The organism is Neorhizobium galegae (genome assembly GCF_021391675.1).
GTDB classification, from domain to species: Bacteria; Pseudomonadota; Alphaproteobacteria; order Rhizobiales; family Rhizobiaceae; genus Neorhizobium; species Neorhizobium galegae_B.
The window spans coordinates 3,071,499-3,091,253 of the sequence record NZ_CP090095.1 but is presented as its reverse complement, the minus strand read 5'-3'; the positions used below and the strand labels follow the sequence as shown (position 1 = coordinate 3,091,253).

Annotated in this window: 23 protein-coding genes; 19 read left to right on the top strand and 4 right to left on the bottom strand. The window is 61.1% G+C overall.

Going from position 1 to position 19,755, the window contains the following annotated elements; translation table 11 throughout:
• The first annotated feature begins 374 nt into the window (after window positions 1–374).
• Window positions 375–1,394 carry a sensor histidine kinase gene (locus tag LZK81_RS15390; RefSeq protein ID WP_233953829.1) on the top strand — a complete coding sequence of 340 codons (1,020 nt, stop codon included), beginning with the start codon at window positions 375–377 and terminating at the stop codon, window positions 1,392–1,394.
• A 223-nt stretch (window positions 1,395–1,617) separates the two neighbouring features.
• On the opposite strand, the gene LZK81_RS15385 is transcribed toward LZK81_RS15390, so the two are convergent.
• The 3 genes from LZK81_RS15385 to LZK81_RS15375 all read right to left on the bottom strand — a co-directional run bounded on the left by LZK81_RS15385 (window position 1,618) and on the right by LZK81_RS15375 (window position 4,072).
• Window positions 1,618–2,274: a phytochelatin synthase family protein gene (locus LZK81_RS15385; RefSeq protein ID WP_233953828.1), complete on the bottom strand. Its 657-nt coding sequence runs from the start codon at window positions 2,272–2,274 to the stop codon at window positions 1,618–1,620.
• 90 nt (window positions 2,275–2,364) lie between these two features.
• On the bottom strand, window positions 2,365–2,685 hold the full coding sequence (locus LZK81_RS15380; protein WP_233953827.1) for a putative quinol monooxygenase: 321 nt from the start codon (window positions 2,683–2,685) through the stop codon (window positions 2,365–2,367).
• A 124-nt stretch (window positions 2,686–2,809) separates the two neighbouring features.
• The gene (locus LZK81_RS15375) at window positions 2,810–4,072 is read right to left on the bottom strand and encodes a flagellin (protein ID WP_233953826.1); all 1,263 of its coding nucleotides are present in this window, start codon (window positions 4,070–4,072) and stop codon (window positions 2,810–2,812) included.
• Window positions 4,073–4,414: 342 nt separating this feature from the next.
• On the opposite strand from LZK81_RS15375, the gene urtA reads away from it, so the two are divergent.
• From urtA to ureG, 18 genes are all read left to right on the top strand, one after another.
• Window positions 4,415–5,704: an urea ABC transporter substrate-binding protein gene (urtA, locus tag LZK81_RS15370; protein WP_046603671.1), complete on the top strand. Its 1,290-nt coding sequence runs from the start codon at window positions 4,415–4,417 to the stop codon at window positions 5,702–5,704.
• A 191-nt stretch (window positions 5,705–5,895) separates the two neighbouring features.
• Complete coding sequence (urtB, locus tag LZK81_RS15365) at window positions 5,896–7,521, top strand: urea ABC transporter permease subunit UrtB (RefSeq protein WP_046610155.1); 1,626 nt, start codon at window positions 5,896–5,898, stop codon at window positions 7,519–7,521.
• The gene (gene urtC, locus LZK81_RS15360) at window positions 7,518–8,681 is read left to right on the top strand and encodes an urea ABC transporter permease subunit UrtC (RefSeq protein WP_233953825.1); all 1,164 of its coding nucleotides are present in this window, start codon (window positions 7,518–7,520) and stop codon (window positions 8,679–8,681) included. Before urtB ends, urtC begins: the two co-directional genes overlap by 4 nt.
• Window positions 8,682–8,692: 11 nt before the next feature.
• Window positions 8,693–9,454, top strand: coding sequence for an urea ABC transporter ATP-binding protein UrtD (urtD, locus tag LZK81_RS15355; RefSeq protein WP_233953824.1), 762 nt, complete (start codon window positions 8,693–8,695; stop codon window positions 9,452–9,454).
• A gap of 182 nt (window positions 9,455–9,636) precedes the next feature.
• On the top strand, window positions 9,637–10,332 hold the full coding sequence (urtE, locus tag LZK81_RS15350; RefSeq protein ID WP_233953823.1) for an urea ABC transporter ATP-binding subunit UrtE: 696 nt from the start codon (window positions 9,637–9,639) through the stop codon (window positions 10,330–10,332).
• A gap of 222 nt (window positions 10,333–10,554) precedes the next feature.
• On the top strand, window positions 10,555–11,712 hold the full coding sequence (locus LZK81_RS15345) for an alpha/beta hydrolase family esterase (protein ID WP_233953822.1): 1,158 nt from the start codon (window positions 10,555–10,557) through the stop codon (window positions 11,710–11,712).
• The gene (locus tag LZK81_RS15340) at window positions 11,649–12,473 is read left to right on the top strand and encodes an urease accessory protein UreD (protein WP_233953821.1); all 825 of its coding nucleotides are present in this window, start codon (window positions 11,649–11,651) and stop codon (window positions 12,471–12,473) included. Before LZK81_RS15345 ends, LZK81_RS15340 begins: the two co-directional genes overlap by 64 nt.
• A gap of 18 nt (window positions 12,474–12,491) precedes the next feature.
• Window positions 12,492–12,794, top strand: a complete 303-nt coding sequence (locus tag LZK81_RS15335; protein WP_007773806.1) for an urease subunit gamma — start codon at window positions 12,492–12,494, stop codon at window positions 12,792–12,794.
• An 11-nt stretch (window positions 12,795–12,805) separates the two neighbouring features.
• On the top strand, window positions 12,806–13,057 hold the full coding sequence (locus LZK81_RS15330; protein ID WP_233953820.1) for a DUF1272 domain-containing protein: 252 nt from the start codon (window positions 12,806–12,808) through the stop codon (window positions 13,055–13,057).
• A gap of 11 nt (window positions 13,058–13,068) precedes the next feature.
• Window positions 13,069–13,374, top strand: a complete 306-nt coding sequence (locus LZK81_RS15325; protein WP_046603676.1) for an urease subunit beta — start codon at window positions 13,069–13,071, stop codon at window positions 13,372–13,374.
• Window positions 13,371–13,784: a lysozyme inhibitor LprI family protein gene (locus LZK81_RS15320; RefSeq protein WP_233953819.1), complete on the top strand. Its 414-nt coding sequence runs from the start codon at window positions 13,371–13,373 to the stop codon at window positions 13,782–13,784. Before LZK81_RS15325 ends, LZK81_RS15320 begins: the two co-directional genes overlap by 4 nt.
• A gap of 106 nt (window positions 13,785–13,890) precedes the next feature.
• Window positions 13,891–14,130: an AbrB/MazE/SpoVT family DNA-binding domain-containing protein gene (locus tag LZK81_RS15315; RefSeq protein ID WP_233953818.1), complete on the top strand. Its 240-nt coding sequence runs from the start codon at window positions 13,891–13,893 to the stop codon at window positions 14,128–14,130.
• Window positions 14,127–14,534: a PIN domain-containing protein gene (locus tag LZK81_RS15310; protein WP_233953817.1), complete on the top strand. Its 408-nt coding sequence runs from the start codon at window positions 14,127–14,129 to the stop codon at window positions 14,532–14,534. Before LZK81_RS15315 ends, LZK81_RS15310 begins: the two co-directional genes overlap by 4 nt.
• Window positions 14,535–14,537: 3 nt before the next feature.
• Entirely contained in the window at window positions 14,538–16,247 is a 1,710-nt protein-coding gene (gene ureC / locus LZK81_RS15305; RefSeq protein WP_233953816.1) for an urease subunit alpha, read from the top strand.
• Between the two features lie 25 nt (window positions 16,248–16,272).
• Window positions 16,273–16,944, top strand: a complete 672-nt coding sequence (locus LZK81_RS15300) for a TIGR02117 family protein (RefSeq protein WP_233953815.1) — start codon at window positions 16,273–16,275, stop codon at window positions 16,942–16,944.
• Window positions 16,945–16,958: 14 nt separating this feature from the next.
• The gene (gene ureE, locus LZK81_RS15295) at window positions 16,959–17,423 is read left to right on the top strand and encodes an urease accessory protein UreE (RefSeq protein WP_233953814.1); all 465 of its coding nucleotides are present in this window, start codon (window positions 16,959–16,961) and stop codon (window positions 17,421–17,423) included.
• A 42-nt stretch (window positions 17,424–17,465) separates the two neighbouring features.
• Window positions 17,466–18,098, top strand: a complete 633-nt coding sequence (locus LZK81_RS15290) for an urease accessory protein UreF (RefSeq protein ID WP_233956581.1) — start codon at window positions 17,466–17,468, stop codon at window positions 18,096–18,098.
• 43 nt (window positions 18,099–18,141) lie between these two features.
• Window positions 18,142–18,753 carry an urease accessory protein UreG gene (gene ureG, locus LZK81_RS15285; RefSeq protein ID WP_046603682.1) on the top strand — a complete coding sequence of 204 codons (612 nt, stop codon included), beginning with the start codon at window positions 18,142–18,144 and terminating at the stop codon, window positions 18,751–18,753.
• Window positions 18,754–18,979: 226 nt separating this feature from the next.
• Here the strand turns inward: ureG and LZK81_RS15280 are convergent, their stop codons facing one another.
• Window positions 18,980–19,663 (bottom strand): Crp/Fnr family transcriptional regulator, encoded by a 684-nt coding sequence (locus LZK81_RS15280; RefSeq protein WP_046604096.1) that lies wholly within the window; start codon window positions 19,661–19,663, stop codon window positions 18,980–18,982.
• Between the last annotated feature and the right edge of the window lie 92 nt (window positions 19,664–19,755).

The following is a 19,755-nucleotide window of genomic DNA, read 5'->3' as shown; positions in this document are numbered from 1 at the left end:
GGTTGCGATATCGCCTTCTGACCCAATCGCCGTTCGGCTGTAACGCACCGGAGGGGGAGAAGGGGGAAGAGGGAGAATGTGGGGAACGGCAGATGGCTCGGGATCGGTTTTGGAGCATGATCGCAATGCACCAATTCGGGATCGAGAACGGTGGCCACAATGCGCCACAAGCGCTCATGATGAGTATCGCAATGAGCACCGGCAAAAGCCTGATGCCTCAGGGATGCTCCCATAGGTCGATTTCTTTGCGCATTTCGCCCATCTGTGGTAATGTCGGTAGAACTATAAAAAGGCAGACGCTGGCTTGAGCGAATTCCATGCCGGGGAAGGCTTTCGCTGCGCGAGCCTCCGGTCCCTCAAAGGGACACTTATCCATGACTATCGTCGCTCCTCTTCCGCCAACAGGTGTGATGAGCCTTGGCCTCGCAATCGTTTCCACCTCCGCCGCGCCGCTATTGCTGCTGGACGGAAAGTTGATGGTGATTGCCGGCAGTTCTTCGTTCTGCCGCGAATTTGAGATCGATCCCGCAACAGTTTCCAACCGCCCGTTTTCCGAGCTTGGCAATGGTGAATGGAACGTACGAAGCCTCGCGTCGCTGCTGGAGGCCACGGCGTCGGGAAGCGCAGATATCCACGCTTATGAAATGGACCTGAAACGAAAAGACCGCGCGCCCCGACACTTGGTATTGAGTGCCCAGAAACTCGATTACGGCGACGTTGAAGGGGTCCGCGTGCTCCTTTCCATCGCCGACGTGACCGATGCGCGCCTCGCCGAGAAGCTCAGAGACGACCTGCTCCGAGAAAAGGAAATCCTGCTGCGGGAAGTCCAGCATCGTGTCGCCAACAGTCTCCAGATCATCGCGAGCATCCTGTTGCAAAGCGCCCGCAAGGTTCAGTCGGAAGAAACCCGCTGGCATTTGACGCTCGCGCATGGACGCGTCATGTCGATCGCTTCGATTCAGCGGCAGCTTGCGGCAACAAATGTTGGCGATGTTGAACTGCGGAGCTACTTCACCCAACTTTGCAAAAGCCTCGCCGCGTCGATGATTTTTGATCCAGAGGAAATATCGATCAAGGTGAATGTGGACGACAGTCTTGCTACGGCGAATGTGTCCGTCAGTCTTGGCCTTATCGTCACGGAACTTGTCATCAACGCGCTGAAGCATGCATTTCCCGACCAGCGAAATGGCAGGATCGTGGTGGATTACCATTCCGACAACGGGGCGTGGTCGCTTTCGGTGGGCGACGACGGCGTCGGTATTCCAGTCGATCCGGCACTTTCAACGCCGGGACTTGGCACGGGGATTGTCGAAGCGATGGCAAAGCAGCTCGATGCGAAATTCACTCTCCAAAGCCTGAACCCCGGCCCCAAGGCCGAAATCACGCACGTCTGAGTTCCTGCCGCCATCAATTTTCAGCATGTCGGATCCAAACAGTCTCTCAGATGTGTCTGTCCGTATGGGTGAGAGTACCGGCAGGCCTCCAATCAACATAATTGTAACCTCGGGTTATCAAACGATCGAAACGAACGCCTTGTCCGCGGTCCCGACCCGAAGCAGGCATGGCAAGCCCGATGGGTGATCGGCACCTCGTCGCAAGGCACTGCGGCTGACGCTGCTATTCGATCAGAAGCAGGCCGCGCTTCCTGTCTCCATCGAGCGTGTCCATTGCCGAGAACAACCGTTCCCGCTCGACAAGCCAGGGCTTGTAGTCTTCGTTGACATCGAGGACGAGCACCAGATCCTCGGCCTCCAGATATCCTCCGATCGGAGAATGGTGACCGGCGCCTGCTCCAAAGATCTTTTCACGCGTGAAATTGACGATGTAGCGGCGACCCGGGTCGTTGGCGTGCTTCATATGCTGGCGGAATTCGTCGGCGGTCAGGTTGCGCAGAACCGAAACCTTCCGCTCGGTTTTCATTCGGGCGAGGTCGGCAAGTTCATCCAGCGTCAGGCCGATGATGCAGAACCCGGTCCAGCACATCCCGGTCCCGTCCAGCACCTCGGCCTCGGTCGTTTCCTCCTCGCCGGCGGAGCGAAACGCATTGGCAATGCTTGCGGGACCGCACCGCGAGCCGTTCGATTGCCAAGTGATGTTTGGGCCAAAGGTTGCCGCCACTGGCAGTGTCCAGGCCCGGTCCATCAGTTCGGGAGAGCGGATGACGGACGACCGGATCGCTTCCGGCGGGACTTTTGTCTGGCCGACCACGACGAATGCCGCTCCGGCGAGCAGGCCTGCGGCGGCGATGACGCCGAAAAATAGACCGCGCTTCATTTCCAGATCCTCGAAGCCAAGGATGATCCGGAAGAATGACTCAAAGAAGTAAGGACATCAATCGGCAGGCAATCCGCGACAGCTCCCCCGTCAGGAACGAGATTGTGCCGAACGGTCGCTGCGGATCGGATGCCAGATCGAAATGTCCCGAGGCCCGGCGAGGAGATCGGCAAGGGCCGCGTGCCATGCCTGGCGATAGGGGCGCTGCAACTGCACGTCCAGGACGTCCTGATGATCCTCCCAGGTCTCGTAGAGCATCACGTGGTTCTCGTTCCCGGGATCGGCATGCAGCATGGCATTGTGGAACATCGGCTCGTGCCGCATGGCATCGAGCACGCCGTTCAGAAGAGCGATGAAGCGGTCGCGCTGGCCTGGGAGGATATCGAAACGAATGACGTAGGTGACGGGCATGGGGCTGATCCTTTCACGCTGCAAAGCTGGATCCTGGATAGATGCCGTCGGTCGCCGGGTCGATTACCTTGGAGGTCATATATCGCACGCGCAATGCGCGCCTGCCGTCAAGGATGACGATCTCCTACCGGAAGAGAGACAGGATGTTTTGCGCGTCCGAATTGGCGATGGAAAGCGACTGGGTCGCGAGTTGCTGCTGGACTTGCAGTGCCTTGAGCCGGCTCGATGCCTCGCTCATATTCGCATCGACGAGGCGTCCAATGCCTCTGTCGAGACTGTCCGCGAGACTGTTTCCAAATGCTTCCTGCATCGCGATCCTCGACCTCAGCGAGCCAAGGTAGGCACCGGCCGATATGACCTTCTGCTGCATCTCGTCGAGAACCAAGGTGATTGTCGGAAAATCGATGTCGGGATCGGTGACGTCGATATCGAGAATATCGATACCCTCCGGCGGCAGCGTCCGGGTGTGGACGGGCGGCTGAACGGTGATCAGCTCTGCGGCGAGAGGAATGGTGGCGCGAAAGAAGATATTCGGCGCGCCGCCCTGAGCCGCAAACAGGATGTCGGGGGGCGCCTTGTTGAGAAACGTTGCCTGCAGGAGGACTTTCGCCCAATCGGCCGTGCTTTCGATATCTCCGTCGAAGCCGTATCCGATTTGGCCTCCGAGCGCCTGGTCGACGACATTCTTGGTGATCACGAACGTATCGTTGGACGTACCCACTGAAAAGGCGACCGTGACGACGTCGAATTTCGTAATCGTGAAGGGCTGGTCGAATACCGGGCCTGGCACGTCGCCATAACCCGATGTCGAAAATCCGAGCAATCCACCGATCGTGCCGAGGCCATGACCCAGATCCGGATCAGGCTCTTTCTGCAGAATTCCGCCGCCGCCATTCTTAAACAGTACGAGTTTCGACAGATCGACGTCGATGGTTCCGACGGAGACGGTTCCATCCTCGCTGCGATTGAACGATGATACGACAGAAGTCTTCGCGCCCGCTTCGCTGGCCTGGCCCTGCATGTCCGACCGCAACCAGTTCTGGCCGGCGAAGCTTGCGGAGTTGGATATCGAGACGATCTGCTGCTTCAACTGCTCCAGTTCTTCCTGGATCTTGTTCTTGTCTATTCCGTCCTGCTGGGCGGAAACGACCTTGGCCATGAACGCCGCCAGAATATCGGTGGTCGCAGCGATGCCTTCATAGGCCGTCTCGACCTTTGCTGCTCCAAGGCCAAGGGCGTCCTGCACGGCCGAGAGGGCGCCATTGTCCGATCGCATGGTGGTGGCGATCGACCAGTAGGCCGCGTTGTCGGAGGCTTGTTCGATACGCAAGCCGGACGCGACCTGCCGCTCTGCCCCGAACATCTGGCTGTCGAGGGAGCGAAGCATTTGGAGCGCAGAAGTAGCTCCAGCATTTGTGAGGATGCTACTCATAGTACTTTACACCGGAAACAACTCCTCACGCCCTAATTAAGCGCCGGATTATACAATCGAAATATGGTTAATATATCATGTATGGTTAATATATAATGAGGGGGCTCGATGCTGGCCGTGCCGGTGCTGTTTCATCCGAAGATGCCACGAGGGGTCCCACCAGGGCACCGTTCTTCCCCCTTCTCCCCCTCCGGTACGTCATTCGACGTATACGGTTTTGCGATGCAGCAACGGATAGTCGCTTAAGCAACGGTTAAGTTCTTCGTTGCGGACGAACGAGAAGAGGGGTTCGAACCAATGACATTCAAATCCAAACTGGGTGGCGCGCTGCTCGCTGCCGTAATGTCAACGACGGCGCTGCAGGGCGCTTTCGCCGCTGACGACACCATCAAGATCGGTGTTCTGCACTCGCTTTCGGGCACCATGGCCATCTCTGAGACCACCCTCAAGGATGTCATGCTGATGCTCATCGCCGAGCAGAACAAGAAGGGCGGCGTGCTCGGCAAGAAGCTCGAAGCCGTCGTCGTCGACCCGGCCTCCGACTGGCCGCTGTTTGCCGAAAAGGCCCGCCAGCTGATTTCCAAGGACAAGGTCGCCGCCGTTTTCGGTTGCTGGACCTCGTCTTCGCGCAAGTCGGTCCTGCCGGTCTTCGAAGAGCTGAACTCGATCCTGTTCTACCCGGTCCAGTACGAGGGTGAGGAATCCTCGCGCAACATCTTCTACACGGGTGCTGCCCCGAACCAGCAGGCTATCCCTGCCGTCGACTATCTGGCGAAGGAAGAGGGCGTCAAGCGCTGGGTTCTCGCCGGTACCGACTACGTCTATCCGCAGACGACCAACAAGATCCTCAAGGCTTATCTGATGTCGAAGGGCGTTGCCGAGTCCGACATCATGATCAACTACACGCCGTTCGGTCATTCCGACTGGCAGACGATCGTCTCCGACATCAAGAAGTTCGGCTCCGCCGGCAAGAAGACCGCCGTCGTCTCGACCATCAACGGCGACGCCAACGTGCCGTTCTACAAGGAACTCGGCAACCAGGGCATCAAGGCTGAAGACATCCCGGTCGTCGCCTTCTCGGTCGGCGAAGAAGAGCTCGCCGGTCTCGACACCAAGCCGCTCGTCGGCCATCTCGCTGCCTGGAACTACTTCCAGTCCGTCGATGCGGACGTCAACGCCGAGTTCATCAAGGAATGGAAGGCGTTCACCAAGAACGACAAGCGCGTCACCAACGACCCGATGGAAGCCGCCTATATCGGCTTCAACGCCTGGGTAAAGGCCGTCGAAGCCGCCGGCACCACCAATACCGACGCCGTGCTGGACTCGATCATCGGCGTCTCCGTTCCGAACCTGTCGGGTGGCACGTCCACCGTCATGCCGAACCACCACATCACCAAGCCGGTGCTGATCGGTGAAATCCAGGCTGATGGCCAGTTCGACATCGTTCAGGAAACTGCGCCTGTGGTCGGCGACGAGTGGTCCGATTACCTGCCGGACAGCAAGAACCTGATCTCCGATTGGCGCAAGCCGATGTCCTGCGGCAACTTCAACGTTGCTTCGGGCAAGTGCGGCGGCAAGGGCAGCTGATCCCAGTCTCTGCTGATTTGATGGGGCAGTCATTGCCCCTCACCCTAACCCTCTCCCCGCTCGCGGGGAGAGGGGAGTGCCTTTCGGCACAACATTTCCTGAACGTCCACTGACGGGCAGGAGGTCGCCACGGATCTCCTTCGCCCCGCTTGGGGGGAGAAGGTGCCGTCAGGCGGATGAGGGGCGATGTCATGATGATAAGATTTTTTCTTCGCGTATTTTTTCTTTGCGTTGTGTCCGCGCTGGCTTCGCCGTCCTATGCACAATCCGGTGCAGGCGCCGATCCCAGGCCGTTGATCGACGCGCTTTCCAAGGCGGACTTCAGCGAAGCCGAAAAACTGATCGGCCAGCTCGCCGCCACCGGCGATGCCCGGCTCGTGCCGGCGCTGAATGCCTTTTCCGAGGGCGACCTCTATTTCCGCAAGTCCGACAACCTGGTGTTCATCGGCAAGGCGGCCGGCTCCAATTACGAGCTGATCGATCCGGTGACGGGCGCCTCCGCCGGACAGGCCGCCAAGAACGCGGTCACCAAGATCAAGATCAACAACAGCCTGCGCCGCGTCATCCGCTCGGCCATGGGCGGCCTGACGCTGATGAGCCCGGACCGCGGGGTCCGGCTGCAGGCGGCCGATGCCGTGCTCCGCTCGCCAAGCGCCGAAAACCTCGAGCTCATCGAAACCGCAATCTCCAAGGAGACGGACGGCGAGGTCAAGGCCCGCATGGTAGAGGCGCGCGCCGTGTCGCTGCTCTCCTCCGACCGCTCCATCGACGAAAAGCGGGCCGCGATCCAGACGATCAAGAATTATGGCGGCCGCAACGCGATCGGCATCCTGATGGGCGCATCCGCCTCGCTCGATCCGAGCCTCAAGGGCGATGTCGATGCGGCGATTGCCAGCATCGAAAGCGGTCAGCGGCTCTGGGATATCGGCCAGAACGTCTGGTACGGCGTGTCGCTCGGTTCGGTCCTGCTCTTGGCGGCGATCGGGCTTGCGATCACCTTCGGCGTCATGGGCATCATCAACATGGCGCATGGCGAAATGGTCATGCTCGGCGCCTATTCCACCTTCGTGGTGCAGCAGCTCATCCGCGACAATGCGCCCGGGCTGTTCGACTGGTCGCTGACGATCGCGCTTCCGGTCGCCTTCCTGGTCACCGGTGCCGTCGGCTTCGTCATCGAACGCGGCGTCATCCGCTTTCTCTACGGCCGGCCGCTCGAAACGCTGCTCGCCACCTGGGGCGTCTCGCTCATCCTGCAGCAATCGATCCGCTCGATCTTCGGGCCTACCAACCAGGAAGTCGGCAATCCGTCCTGGATGTCCGGTTCGTTCCCGGTCGGCGGCATGACGATCACCTGGAACCGCATGTGGATCATCGCCTTCTCGCTGTCGATCTTCGTGGCGCTGCTGGTGGTGATGAAAAAATCCTCCTTCGGCCTCAACATGCGCGCCGTCACCCAGAACCGCCGCATGGCGTCGTCGATGGGCATCAAGACGCCCTGGGTCGATGCCTTTACCTTCGCGCTCGGCTCCGGCATTGCCGGCATTGCGGGTGTGGCGCTGTCCCAGATCGACAACGTCTCGCCGAACCTCGGCCAGAGCTACATCATCGACAGTTTCATGGTCGTAGTGTTCGGCGGCGTCGGCAATCTCTGGGGCACGCTGGTTGGGGCGCTGTCGCTCGGGGTGCTCAACAAGTTCCTCGAACCCTCGGTCGGCGCAGTGCTCGGCAAGATCCTGGTTCTGGTGCTGATCATCCTGTTCATCCAGAAACGTCCGCGCGGTCTCTTCGCGCTCAAGGGAAGGGCGGTGGAAGCATGATTTCCGGCTTTGTCTTCCGCGCCCTCGAAGGCCGTATCGTCGTCGCCGTCGGCATTCTTCTCGGCATCGGCATCCTGGTGCCGGCGCTCAACCTGCTGACCCCGCCCGACAGCGCCCTGCACATCCCGACCTATGCCATGTCGCTGTTCGGCAAGTATCTCTGCTACGCGCTCCTGGCGCTGGCGCTCGATCTCGTCTGGGGTTACTGCGGTATCCTTTCGCTCGGCCACGGCGCCTTCTTCGCGCTCGGCGGTTACGCGATGGGCATGTACCTGATGCGCCAGATCGGCCCGCGCGGCGTCTACGGCAACCCGATCCTGCCGGACTTCATGGTGTTCCTCAACTACAAGGAACTGCCGTGGTTCTGGCATGGCTTCGACTGGTTCATCTTCGCCATGGCGATGGTGATCGTGGTGCCCGGCCTGCTTGCCTTCATCTTCGGCTGGTTCGCCTTCCGCTCCCGCGTCAACGGCGTCTACCTGTCGATCATCACCCAGGCGATGACCTACGCGCTGCTGCTCGCCTTCTTCCGCAACGACATGGGTTTCGGCGGCAATAACGGTCTCACCGACTTCAAGGACATCCTCGGCTTCTCCGTCCAGGCGGACGGCACGCGTGCGGTTCTGTTCTTCATGTCGGCGCTGATGCTGTCGCTCTGCCTCACCCTTGCGTCGGCCATCGTCCGTTCGAAATTCGGCAAGGTGCTGGTCGGCGTGCGCGATGCGGAAAGCCGGGTACGGTTCCTCGGCTTCCGGGTCGAGAACATCAAGCTCTTCACCTTCGTCGTCTCCGCCATGATGGCGGGGATTGCCGGCGCGCTGTTCGTGCCGCAGGTCGGCATCATCAATCCGGGCGAATTCGCGCCGGCCAACTCGATCGAAGTGGTCGTCTGGACGGCCGTCGGCGGCCGCGGCACGCTGATCGGACCGATCATCGGCGCGATCCTCGTCAATGGCGGCAAGAGCTTCTTCACCGGCGCCTTCCCGGAAATCTGGCTGTTTGCGCTGGGGGCCCTTTTCATCTGCGTCACGCTCTTCCTGCCGAGGGGCATTGTCGGAACGATCCAGCATGGTTTCCGATCCCGCAAGGCCTACAAGGCTGCCGCTGAAGCGGAAAAGGGCAGGGATGCTCAGCCGTCCGTCGCCCAGGCCGCGGAATAGGGAGATGGATGATGAATACGATTGCTGAAACACGGAAGAAAAGCCTTCTCTATCTCGACAACGTCTGTGTTGCCTTCGACGGCTTCAAGGCGATCAACTCGCTGTCCTTCGTGATCGAACCCGGCGAGCTTAGGGCAGTCATCGGCCCGAACGGTGCCGGCAAGACAACGATGATGGACATCATCACGGGCAAAACCCGGCCCGACAGCGGAACCGTACTCTTCGAAGACACGATCGACCTTACAAAGAAGGACGAGGCGGATATCGCCCAGCTCGGCATCGGTCGGAAATTCCAGAAGCCGACCGTATTCGAAAGCCACACCGTCTGGGACAATCTGGAACTGGCGCTCAACCGGTCGCGCGGCGTGTTCGCGACGCTGTTCTACACGCTGTCGCCGGAGGACAAGTCGCGTATCGAGGAAATCCTCGAAACGATCCGCATGACCCACCGTAAGGACGAATACGCCGCCAACCTCAGCCACGGCCAGAAACAGTGGCTGGAGATCGGCATGCTGCTCGCCCAGGAGCCGAAGCTCCTTCTGGTCGACGAACCCGTCGCCGGCATGACCGATGCGGAAACGGCGGAGACGGCGGTGCTGCTCAAGGAAATCGCCAAGAGCCGCTCGGTCGTGGTCGTCGAACACGACATGGGCTTCATCCGCGAGCTCGGCGTCAAGGTGACCTGCCTTGCGGAAGGCTCGGTGCTCGCCGAAGGCTCGATCGATTTCGTCTCGAACGATCCGAAGGTGATCGAAAATTACCTGGGGCGGTGAGGGGACCATGAAGAACGTTGCGCCACTGGCACCCCCCTCTGCCCTGCCGGGCATCTCCCCCACAAGGGGGGAGATCGGCTGTGGCGCTGCCGGTTGCCACCAATCTCCCCCTTGTGGGGGAGATGTCACGAAGTGACAGAGGGGGGTGAGCCGCGCGCGCTGGAAGATTTGGGAGAACTGCCATGCTGACAGTCAACAACGTCAATCTTTACTACGGCGCGGCGCAGGCGCTGCGGGGTGTCTCGATTCATGCGGATATGGGCAAGATCACTTGCGTGCTGGGGCGGAACGGCGTGGGGAAGAGTTCTCTTCTCCGCGCCGTCACCGGCCAGCATCCGGTCAGCGCCGGCACGATCAGCTTTCAGGGGGAGGTGCTGAACGGTCTCGCTCCCTATAACCGCGCCAAGCACGGCATTGGCTACGTGCCGCAGGGCCGCGAAATCTTCCCGCTGCTCACCGTCCAGGAAAACCTTGAAAGCGGTTACGCGCCGCTCGCCCGCAAGGACAAGTTCATTCCCGACGAGATCTTCTCGCTGTTTCCGGTGCTGAAATCGATGCTCGGCCGGCGCGGCGGCGACCTGTCCGGCGGCCAGCAGCAGCAATTGGCGATCGGCCGCGCCATGGTCACGAGGCCCAAGATCCTCGTGCTCGACGAGCCGACCGAGGGCATCCAGCCGTCAATCATCAAGGATATCGGCCGGGCGATCCGCTACCTGCGGGATTCAACCGGCATGGCCATTCTGCTGGTGGAACAGTATCTGGACTTCTGCCGGGAGTTGGCCGACCAGGTCTACATCATGGATCGTGGCGAGATTGTGCACGAAGGGGCGGCCGAGACTCTGGATACGGCAGAAGCAAGGCGGCATCTGACCGTCTGAGACTAGTATTTTTACTGGTGAATGTTTGTATCGCGTTGCAGCACTTCGTGCGTTTCAATGCCATCTAATATATGTTAACAACCCCCCACGTTTTCAGGGCATTCCGCAATATTGTTAACAACCCCCGCACCCCATGATGAGGCGCTGATGGTCTTTGCACGCGTTGCTGGTTTCTTCTCTCGTTCCGCTCTTACGCGCATGGTTGCTGTAGGAGCTGTTTTTTTGGGCGCCACGACCTTTCTGGGGTCAATGACCGGCAGCGCCCTTGCCGCAGGCTGCGGCCAGCCAATGCAAGCGGGTCGCCACCCGATCACCATCGAAACCGACGGCGTTGCCCGTTCGGCCATCTATTTCATTCCGTCGTCCTATACCGGCAAGGACAAGGTTCCGCTGGTTTTCGATCTCCATGGTAGCCACAGCAATCCTGAAGGGCAGCTGAACAGAAGCTCGTGGGACAAGGTGGCGGAGAAAAACGGCTTCATCGTTCTGGCGCTGCAGGGCAGCCTGCCCGGAAGCTCGGCAGGAACTTATGCCTGGAACGTGCCCTTCGTCACCGTGCAACAGGGCGGCCTCGACGAGATCGCCTATATCCGGCAGGCAATCGCCACCGCCAAGCAGAAATTCTGCGTCGATGCGGCCCGCATCTATGCCTCGGGTTATTCCGGCGGCGGCCGCATGCTGTCGGCCTATCTCTGCTCCGGTCATGACGATTTCGCAGCCGCCGGCTTCGTGCATTCGCTGCGCGCCGGACGACCGGTCGAGACCGACGGCAAATGGGGTCCGGATACGCAAGGCTGCAATCCGGCCAGGCCCATCTCGATCATGGCGTTTGCCGGCGTCAAGGACGCGGCCAACCCTTATGCGGGCGGCGGCAATACCTATTGGCAATACGGCTTCAAGACCGCCATCCAGCGCTGGACCGAACTCGACGGCTGCAAGGGCAATGGCGACGTAAAGACCGTCGAGGGCGTGACCTTCAGTCTCTACGGTACCTGCAAGAACGGTGCACGCGTCGCATCCTACGTCTTCGCCAACGGCACGCATGACTGGCCGAAACCGGGTGCCGCCACGGAAGCGGTGATCGCCGCCGCCAAGGACGGGGCCGCGAGCGTCACCAAGGTGGCTGCAGTCACGGTGGCCAAGCCTGCTTTCGACGCCAATGTTGATCCGGCCTCGCGGATGTGGGACTTCTTCGGCAAGGCCGACAGCACTGACGTCATCGCCACCGCAGCACCCGCCAAGATCGGTTCTGCGGCCAAGTCTGGCACGGGCGTTGCATCAGGCTGCGGAACCGAAGCAGATCTTCAGGGGACGACGTGCAGCAGCAACCAGCCGATCGATATGCGCCGCAGCGGGCAAGGGGTGCAGGACGCCTTGTAACCAAGGCTTTCGGCGGGCGGACACGGCTCGCCGAATTCTACCAGGAAGGCTGCGCAAAAATTCGCCTTCCGGAAACTTTTTCGCCTGAAATGGAGGCGATCCTCATCAATACGTCAGGGGGACTGACGGGCGGCGACGTGATCGAATGGTCCGTCGCCGCCGCGGCTTCCACAAGACTGACGGTCACCACCCAGGCGAACGAGAAGATCTACAAGGCCGCCGCCGGCACCGCCTCCGTCTCCACCCATGTCACCGTCGGCGAAGACGCCTCGGTCCACTGGCTTCCCCAGGAAACCATTCTCTTCGACCAGGCCTCGCTGACCCGCCGCCTCGACGTCGATCTCTCCGAAACCTCCGAATTTCTGGCCGTCGAAGCGGTCCTGCTCGGCCGCAAGGCGATGGGCGAGGCGGTCGCGCACGGTTTTTTCCGCGACCGTTGGCGAGTGCGGCGCTCCGGCCAGTTGATCCATGCGGAAGAGATGAAATTCGAGGGCGAGATCGAGCAACTTTCCCAGGCCGCCGCCGTGCTTTCCGGCCAGGTCGCCTTCGCGACGCTGTTCTACACCGGCCCGCTCGCCGAAATGCTCTTCCCGAAACTCCGCCAGATTCTCGACGACACACCCGGCGGAGCCAGCCATTGGAACGGCAAGCTGATCGCCCGGCTGGTGGCGCCGACCGGCTTTGAGCTGAGAAAAATCCTGACACCGGCAATTTCCGTATTGCGTAACGGCGCGCCAGTGCCGAAAGTCTGGAACATCTGATCTTACTGCGGGATTCCCATGAACCTGACACCCAGAGAAAAAGACAAACTGCTGATTTCCATGGCGGCGATCGTCGCCCGCCGCCGGCTGGAACGCGGGGTCAAGCTCAACTATCCGGAAGCGATCGCCCTCATCACCGACTATGTGGTGGAAGGCGCGCGCGACGGCCGCTCGGTTGCCGACCTGATGGAAGCGGGCGCCCATGTCGTCACCCGCGACCAGGTGATGGAGGGCATTGCCGAGATGATCCACGACGTGCAGGTGGAGGCGACTTTTCCGGACGGCACCAAGCTCGTCACCGTGCACGAACCGATCCGCTGAGGAGGCAGCCCATGCTGGAACTGCGCCCCAACTGCGAATGCTGCGACAAGGACCTTGCCCCGGACAGCCGCGAGGCGATGGTCTGCACTTTCGAGTGCACGTTCTGCGCCGATTGCGCCACCGCGGTGCTGAAGGGCATCTGCCCGAATTGCGCCGGCGAACTGGTGCGCCGGCCGGTGCGTCCGGCGGCCGCACTGCTAAGCAATCCGGCATCCACCAAACGTGTTCTGAAGGCCGAGGGCTGTGCGCCCAAGGCGGCTTGAAGGAGAGATTCATGATTCCCGGTGAAGTGATTGCCGCAGAAGGCGAAATCGAGCTCAATTCCGGTGCTCCGACCGTGACCATCGAGGTCTCCAATACCGGCGACCGGCCGGTGCAGGTGGGCAGCCATTACCATTTCTTCGAGACCAATAACGGCCTTGCCTTCGATCGCGACAAGGCGCGCGGCATGCGGCTCGATATCCCGGCCGGAACCGCGGTGCGTTTCGAGCCCGGCCAGACCCGGGAAGTGACCCTGATCCCGCTTTCGGGCAAGCGCGAAGTCTACGGTTTCCAGCAGAAGATCATGGGTGCGCTGTGAAATCCGTTTTCGCGGCTGCTGCCGCCTTCCTGGGGTTCTGCGCCCTGTCGGCATTTGCCCAGGAGCCGAAGGCCAATTGCAAGAACCCGCAGACGCAGATCGAGATGAACATCTGCTCGCAGCGGGATTATGATGCAGCCGACAAGGCGCTGAACGCCCAGTACCAGACAACCCGCAAGGCCATGAAGGCGTGGGATGCCGATGCCATGTCGGAGCTCAAGGGGGCCGAGGATGCGCTCGTGAAAGCCCAGCGCGCCTGGGTCGCCTATCGCGATGCGCAGTGCATCTCCACCGGTTTCCAGGCGCATGGCGGCTCGATGGTGCCGATGCTGATTTCGGGATGCCAAGCCGATCTGACCCGCAAGCGCACCGCGGAATTGAAAGAACTGACCGAGGCGATGGGGAACTGATGTTCAGGTATGGAGAAATTGCTCAGGTAAGGAATTTTTGATAAGTAGGGAGAGGTAAGAAAGTCAGGGAACAATGACGATGGGCAGATTTGAGGCAAAGACATCCATGAAGGGGCAAGCCACAATTCCTGTCGAGGTCAGGAGGGCGCTTGGCTTGCCTCCCGGCGGGTTGGTGCAATTCATCGTCGATGACAATGGCAAGGTTTCGGTCGTGGCGAAGAAGAGTGGGCTTTCGCACATCAAGGGGATTTTCGGAAAGGCTGACGGTCCTATCGATATCGATGAGGCTATCGCCGAGACCGTGAGGCGCCGCACGGCTCTCGACCGGCAGGAGGATGATCCTTGATCGGCATCGATACCAATCTGCTGGTGCGCTACGCCCTCGACGATGATCCACACTGGTCGCCGATCGTCACGCGGTTCCTCGATACGCAGCTATCCCCGCAAAGACCTGGTTACGTAAATCCCATCACGCTCGTTGAACTTGTCTGGACGCTGCGGCGCAAGCCCGGATACGATCGCTCCAGGCTTGCCGATCTCATCGAAAGCCTTCTCGCATCGGACAGTGTCGTCCTTGGCGAGGCCGAGGCGGTCGAGCGCGCAGTTGCAGCTTTCAGGCAAGGCGGCGCCGGCTTTGCCGATTATCTGATTGCCGAGCTCAATGAAGCCGCCGGTGCTTCGCCAACCGTTACCATTGATCGCGGTGCGGCCAAGAGGCCGCCTTTCGTTCCACTTTCCGAGAAGGTCTGAACCATGCCCCACAAGATGTCCCGCGCCTCCTATGCCAGCATGTTCGGTCCGACCACGGGCGACAGGGTGCGGCTTGCCGATACCGAACTCTTCATCGAGGTGGAGAAGGATTTCACCATCTATGGCGAAGAGGTGAAGTTCGGCGGCGGCAAGGTCATTCGCGACGGCATGGGCCAGAGCCAGGCGACGCGGGCGGAAGGTGCGGTCGATACGGTCATCACCAATGCGTTGATCGTCGACCATTCGGGCATCTACAAGGCTGACGTCGGTTTGAGGAACGGCCGCATCCACGCGATCGGCAAGGCCGGCAATCCGGATACGCAGCCGGGCGTGACGATCATCGTCGGCCCGTCCACCGAGGCGATCGCCGGCGAGGGCAAGATCCTGACGGCCGGCGCCATGGACGCGCATATCCACTTCATCTGCCCGCAGCAGATCGAGGAGGCGCTGATGAGCGGCGTTACGACCATGCTCGGCGGCGGCTCCGGCCCGGCACACGGCACGCTTGCCACCACCTGCACCGGCGCCTGGCATATCGAGCGGATGATCGAAAGCTTCGACGCCTTTCCGATGAACCTGGCGCTGGCCGGCAAGGGCAATGCCTCGCTGCCGGCTCCACTTGAGGAAATGATCCTCGCTGGTGCCTCGTCGCTGAAGCTTCACGAGGACTGGGGCACGACGCCGGCCGCGATCGACAACTGCCTGACGGTCGCCGACGCCTTCGACGTGCAGGTGATGATCCACACCGATACGCTGAACGAAAGCGGTTTCGTGGAGGATACGGTTGCTGCGATCAGGGGCCGCACCATCCACGCGTTCCACACGGAAGGGGCCGGCGGCGGCCATGCGCCCGACATCATCAAGATCTGCGGCAATCCAAACGTCATTCCGTCTTCCACCAACCCCACCCGGCCCTACACGATCAATACGCTTGCCGAACATCTCGACATGTTGATGGTCTGCCATCACCTGTCGCCATCGATCCCGGAAGACATCGCCTTTGCCGAAAGCCGCATCCGCAAGGAGACGATTGCTGCCGAAGACATCCTCCACGATCTCGGCGCCTTCTCGATCATCTCTTCCGACAGCCAGGCCATGGGCCGCGTCGGGGAAGTGGCGATCCGCACCTGGCAGACCGCCGACAAGATGAAGCGCCAGCGCGGCAGCCTGAAGGAGGAAACGGGCAATAACGACAATTTCCGCGTCAAGCGCTACATTGCCAAATACACGATCAACCCGGCGATCGCCCATGGCGTTTCCCACGAGATCGGCTCGGTGGAAGTCGGCAAGCGGGCGGATCTCGTGCTCTGGAACCCGGCCTTCTTCGGCGTGAAGCCGGAAATGGTGCTGCTCGGCGGTTCGATCGCCGCCGCCCCGATGGGCGATCCGAATGCCTCGATCCCGACCCCGCAGCCGATGCATTATCGCCCGATGTTTGCCGCCTACGGCAAGCTCAGGACCAATTCTTCGGTCACCTTCGTCAGCCAGGCCTCGCTCGATGCCGGCCTGACGCAACGCCTCGGCGTCGCCAAGAGGCTGGTGGCGGTCAAAAACACCCGCTGCGGCATTTCCAAGGCCTCGATGATCCACAATTCGCTGACGCCGCATGTGGAGGTCAACCCGGAGACCTACGAGGTGCGCGCCGACGGCGAGCTGCTGACCTGCGAGCCTGCAACCGTGCTGCCGATGGCGCAGCGTTATTTCCTGTTCTGAGGCGCTGGCGTCTCGGAGCCCATTAATGAAGACGTTTTTGCGCTGGCTCCTCGCTGCGGTTCTGTTCGTGGTTGTCGCGGGGGCCGTCGGGACCTTCATCCCACGGCCGCTGTTTGCGCCGAGCCGGGCGGCGGAACCGGCGGTGCAAAGACGCATCCTGGTTCTGTCCAACCCGATCCACACGGACATTGCCATTCCGCTGGCCGGTGATACCCGCGCTGCCTTTGCTTTTTTGGGGCGGTCCGGAATCCCCGTTGCCAGTCCCGGTGCGGAATGGCTGGTGCTCGGTTGGGGTGGGCGGGCCTTCTATCTTGAAACGCCGACCTGGGCGGACTTGAAGCCGCTTCCGGTGTTGCGGGCACTGACGATCGACAGTTCGGTCATGCATGTGGACGTTGCCGGCGGGATCGATGAAAGTCATCCGGCGGTGATGCCGCTCGACCTGGAGGCGGCGGAATTCCAGCGGCTTTTGGCGTTCATCCAGACGAGTTTCATCCGTCAGGCAGGCGAGGTGGCCGTGGTGCCGGGGGCGGGCTATGGCGATAATGACCGGTTCTTCGAGGCGAACGGCTATTTCAACGCGTTTGCCGGCTGCAACACGTGGGCTGCCGCGGCACTTCGCGCCGCCGGATTGCGCACCGGCCTCTGGAATCCGCTGCCGCAGACGCTTACGCTATCCCTCAAGCTTTTCAATTGATCCCGGAGTTTTCCATGCAGCACGTCCATTCCTATCATCCGGCCGGCGTGGTCACCGATCCGCCCGTCGATATCGTCACGCTGCCGCATGATCTGCGGCATCTGCGCCGCAAGCTGCTGCATCTCTCGAATGGCGAGATGGTGATGCTCGACCTCAAGGAGGCGGTGCTCTTCCATCACGGCGATCGGCTGGTGCTTGAGAACGGCGATACGATCGAGGTACATGCGGCTCCGGAAAAACTCTTCGAGATCAAGGGCCACGATACGCTGCACCTGATCGAACTCGCCTGGCATCTCGGCAACCGGCACCTTCCGGCGCAGATCGAGGAAGGCCGTATCCTCATCCTGCGCGACCACGTGATCCGCGCCATGCTGGAAGGGCTTGGTGCCGCGGTTGCCGAGGTTGAGGAAGGTTTCCAACCGGCCCGCGGTGCCTACCATTCGCATGGTTCCCACGGCCACGACCATCATGGACATTGAGCCTTCGTGACCAACCTCGATACCAAGGTGCTTCTGAGGCTGATGGCCTGGCTCTCGCCGGCCTTTCCGATCGGTGGTTTCGCCTATTCGGGCGGGCTCGAACGGGCGGTGCACGATGGCCTCGTCAAGGATGCGGCAAGCCTGATCGCCTGGCTGACGAGCCTGCTGCGGCACGGCGCCTTGTGGAACGACACCGTGCTGTTCGGCGAAGCCTGGCGGCGGTTCGAGGACGGGGCTGCGTTGAAGGAGATAGCTGAACTGGGGCTGGCGCTTGCCGGCTCCGCAGAGCGCCACGCGGAGACATTGTCGCTCGGCAAGGCATTCGCCGCGGCGGCATCCGCATGGCCTCATCCGGTTCTCGACCGCCTGCCGCCAGCCGTGCCCTTCCCCGTCGCAGTCGGTGCGATTGCGGCAGGGCATGGCGTGCCGGCGGCCCAGGCGCTTGCCGCCTATCTGCATGCCGCCGTTTCGCAATCGGTGTCTGCCGGTATCAGGCTTGGGGTTTCCGGGCAGGTGGAAGGGGTGGCCGTGCTTGCGGACATCGAGAACTTGGTCAGCCAGATTGCAGAGCAGGCCAGCCGGACGACACTCGACGATCTCGGCGGTGCGGCAGTGCAGGCGGAAATCGCCTCTCTCCGGCATGAAACACAGCATTCGCGGCTTTTCCGCTCCTGAAAGCGGGCCTAAGCTGGGATATGAAAGAATGAAAGGACGACACATGAAATCGACGAATGGACCTCTGCGCGTCGGCATCGGCGGCCCTGTCGGCTCGGGCAAGACGGCGTTGACCGAGAAGCTCTGCAAGGCGATGCGAGAGGATTATTCCGTCGCGGTCGTCACCAACGATATCTATACCAAGGAGGATGCCGAAGCACTGGTGCGCTGCCAGGCACTGTCTTCGGATCGCATCGTCGGCGTCGAGACCGGCGGCTGTCCCCACACCGCCATCCGCGAGGACGCGACGATCAATCTGCAGGCGATTGCGGGCCTCAACGAACGCATCCCGGATCTCGACGTGGTTTTCATCGAATCGGGCGGCGACAATCTCGCGGCGACCTTTTCGCCCGATCTTGCCGACATCACCATCTATGTGATTTCCACCTGCCAGGGTGAGGAAATCCCGCGCAAGGGCGGCCCAGGCATCACCCGGTCCGATCTGCTGATCATCAACAAGAAGGATCTCGCGCCTTACGTCGACGTCGATCTCGACGTGATGGACCGTGACGCGTATCGCATGCGCGAGGCCAAGCCGCATCTGTTTACCGATTTGAAGCGCGGCGTCGGCGTGGACCATGTGGTCCGGTTCCTGAAGGAGCAGGGCGGGCTTTAAAGCGTGCGCGATCCTTCGGATCCGCTCGACACGCTTTAACTCTTTGTTTTACGCATGTCGTTGTCGCAAAACCGCTGCACACTTTTGCGCGACATGCTTTAAAAATCGAGGCCGGTGGCCCCTCGAAGCCACCGGCCTTATCTGCATGTCGCGGTCCCGCCGCCAGTGTCGCAACATGCATCCAAAGAAAGCCCGGACCCGCCGTCCGGTCTCGCTTCGTTTGACTTCAGATCTCGCGCAGGGCCTGCACGTCGCCGACCTGGATCACGCGCCCGCGTACCGTCACTCCTGTGCGCCGGAGAGTGGAGAATGCGCGGGAGAGCGCCTCGGGAGCGAGGCCCAGCATGCCTGCGAGCAGGTTCTTCTGGAAAGGCAGGCGAATGGACGCCGGGCCGCCGTCTACCGGGCACCGGGTCAGGATATAGTTTGCCACCCGCTGCGGCGCGGTGTGCAACCTGTCGTTGGCTACGCAGTCCATCGTGGTTATGAGGTGTTTCGACAGCGAGGTGATCACCGCCTTGGCGATATCCCGCTCCTGTTCGGCCAGATCCCGCACCGCCTGCATGTCGAAGCGGGCAAGCGTCGTAGCTTCGGCCGTCTGGGCATGATGGCGGTACTTGGTGCCGCCATAGAGAAGACATTCGGCGAACGTGTCCCCCGGGCTGCAGATGCGGATATCCGCCTCGCGGCCGTCGCGATTGAGCTGGTAAAGTCGTACGTAGCCGCTGAGAACGCAGTAAAAAGCGTCGGCATCCTCGCCCTCGCGAAAGATCGACTTGCGGTTCGTCAGACTGACGACACTCATGGTCGACATCATCCGGACGAGAGAATTGCCGGTCAGGCTGGTCAGGAAAGGCGTCTTCATCAGGACGGCCCGGTCCCTGTTGTTGAGCTTGAAATTGCTGTTCATCATGTCCGCCGTCTCTTCCATAACCTGAACCGCCGCGCATTCCCGATATCGCTAAAATAACAGGTTCATGAAATCTGAATTTGACATCGATC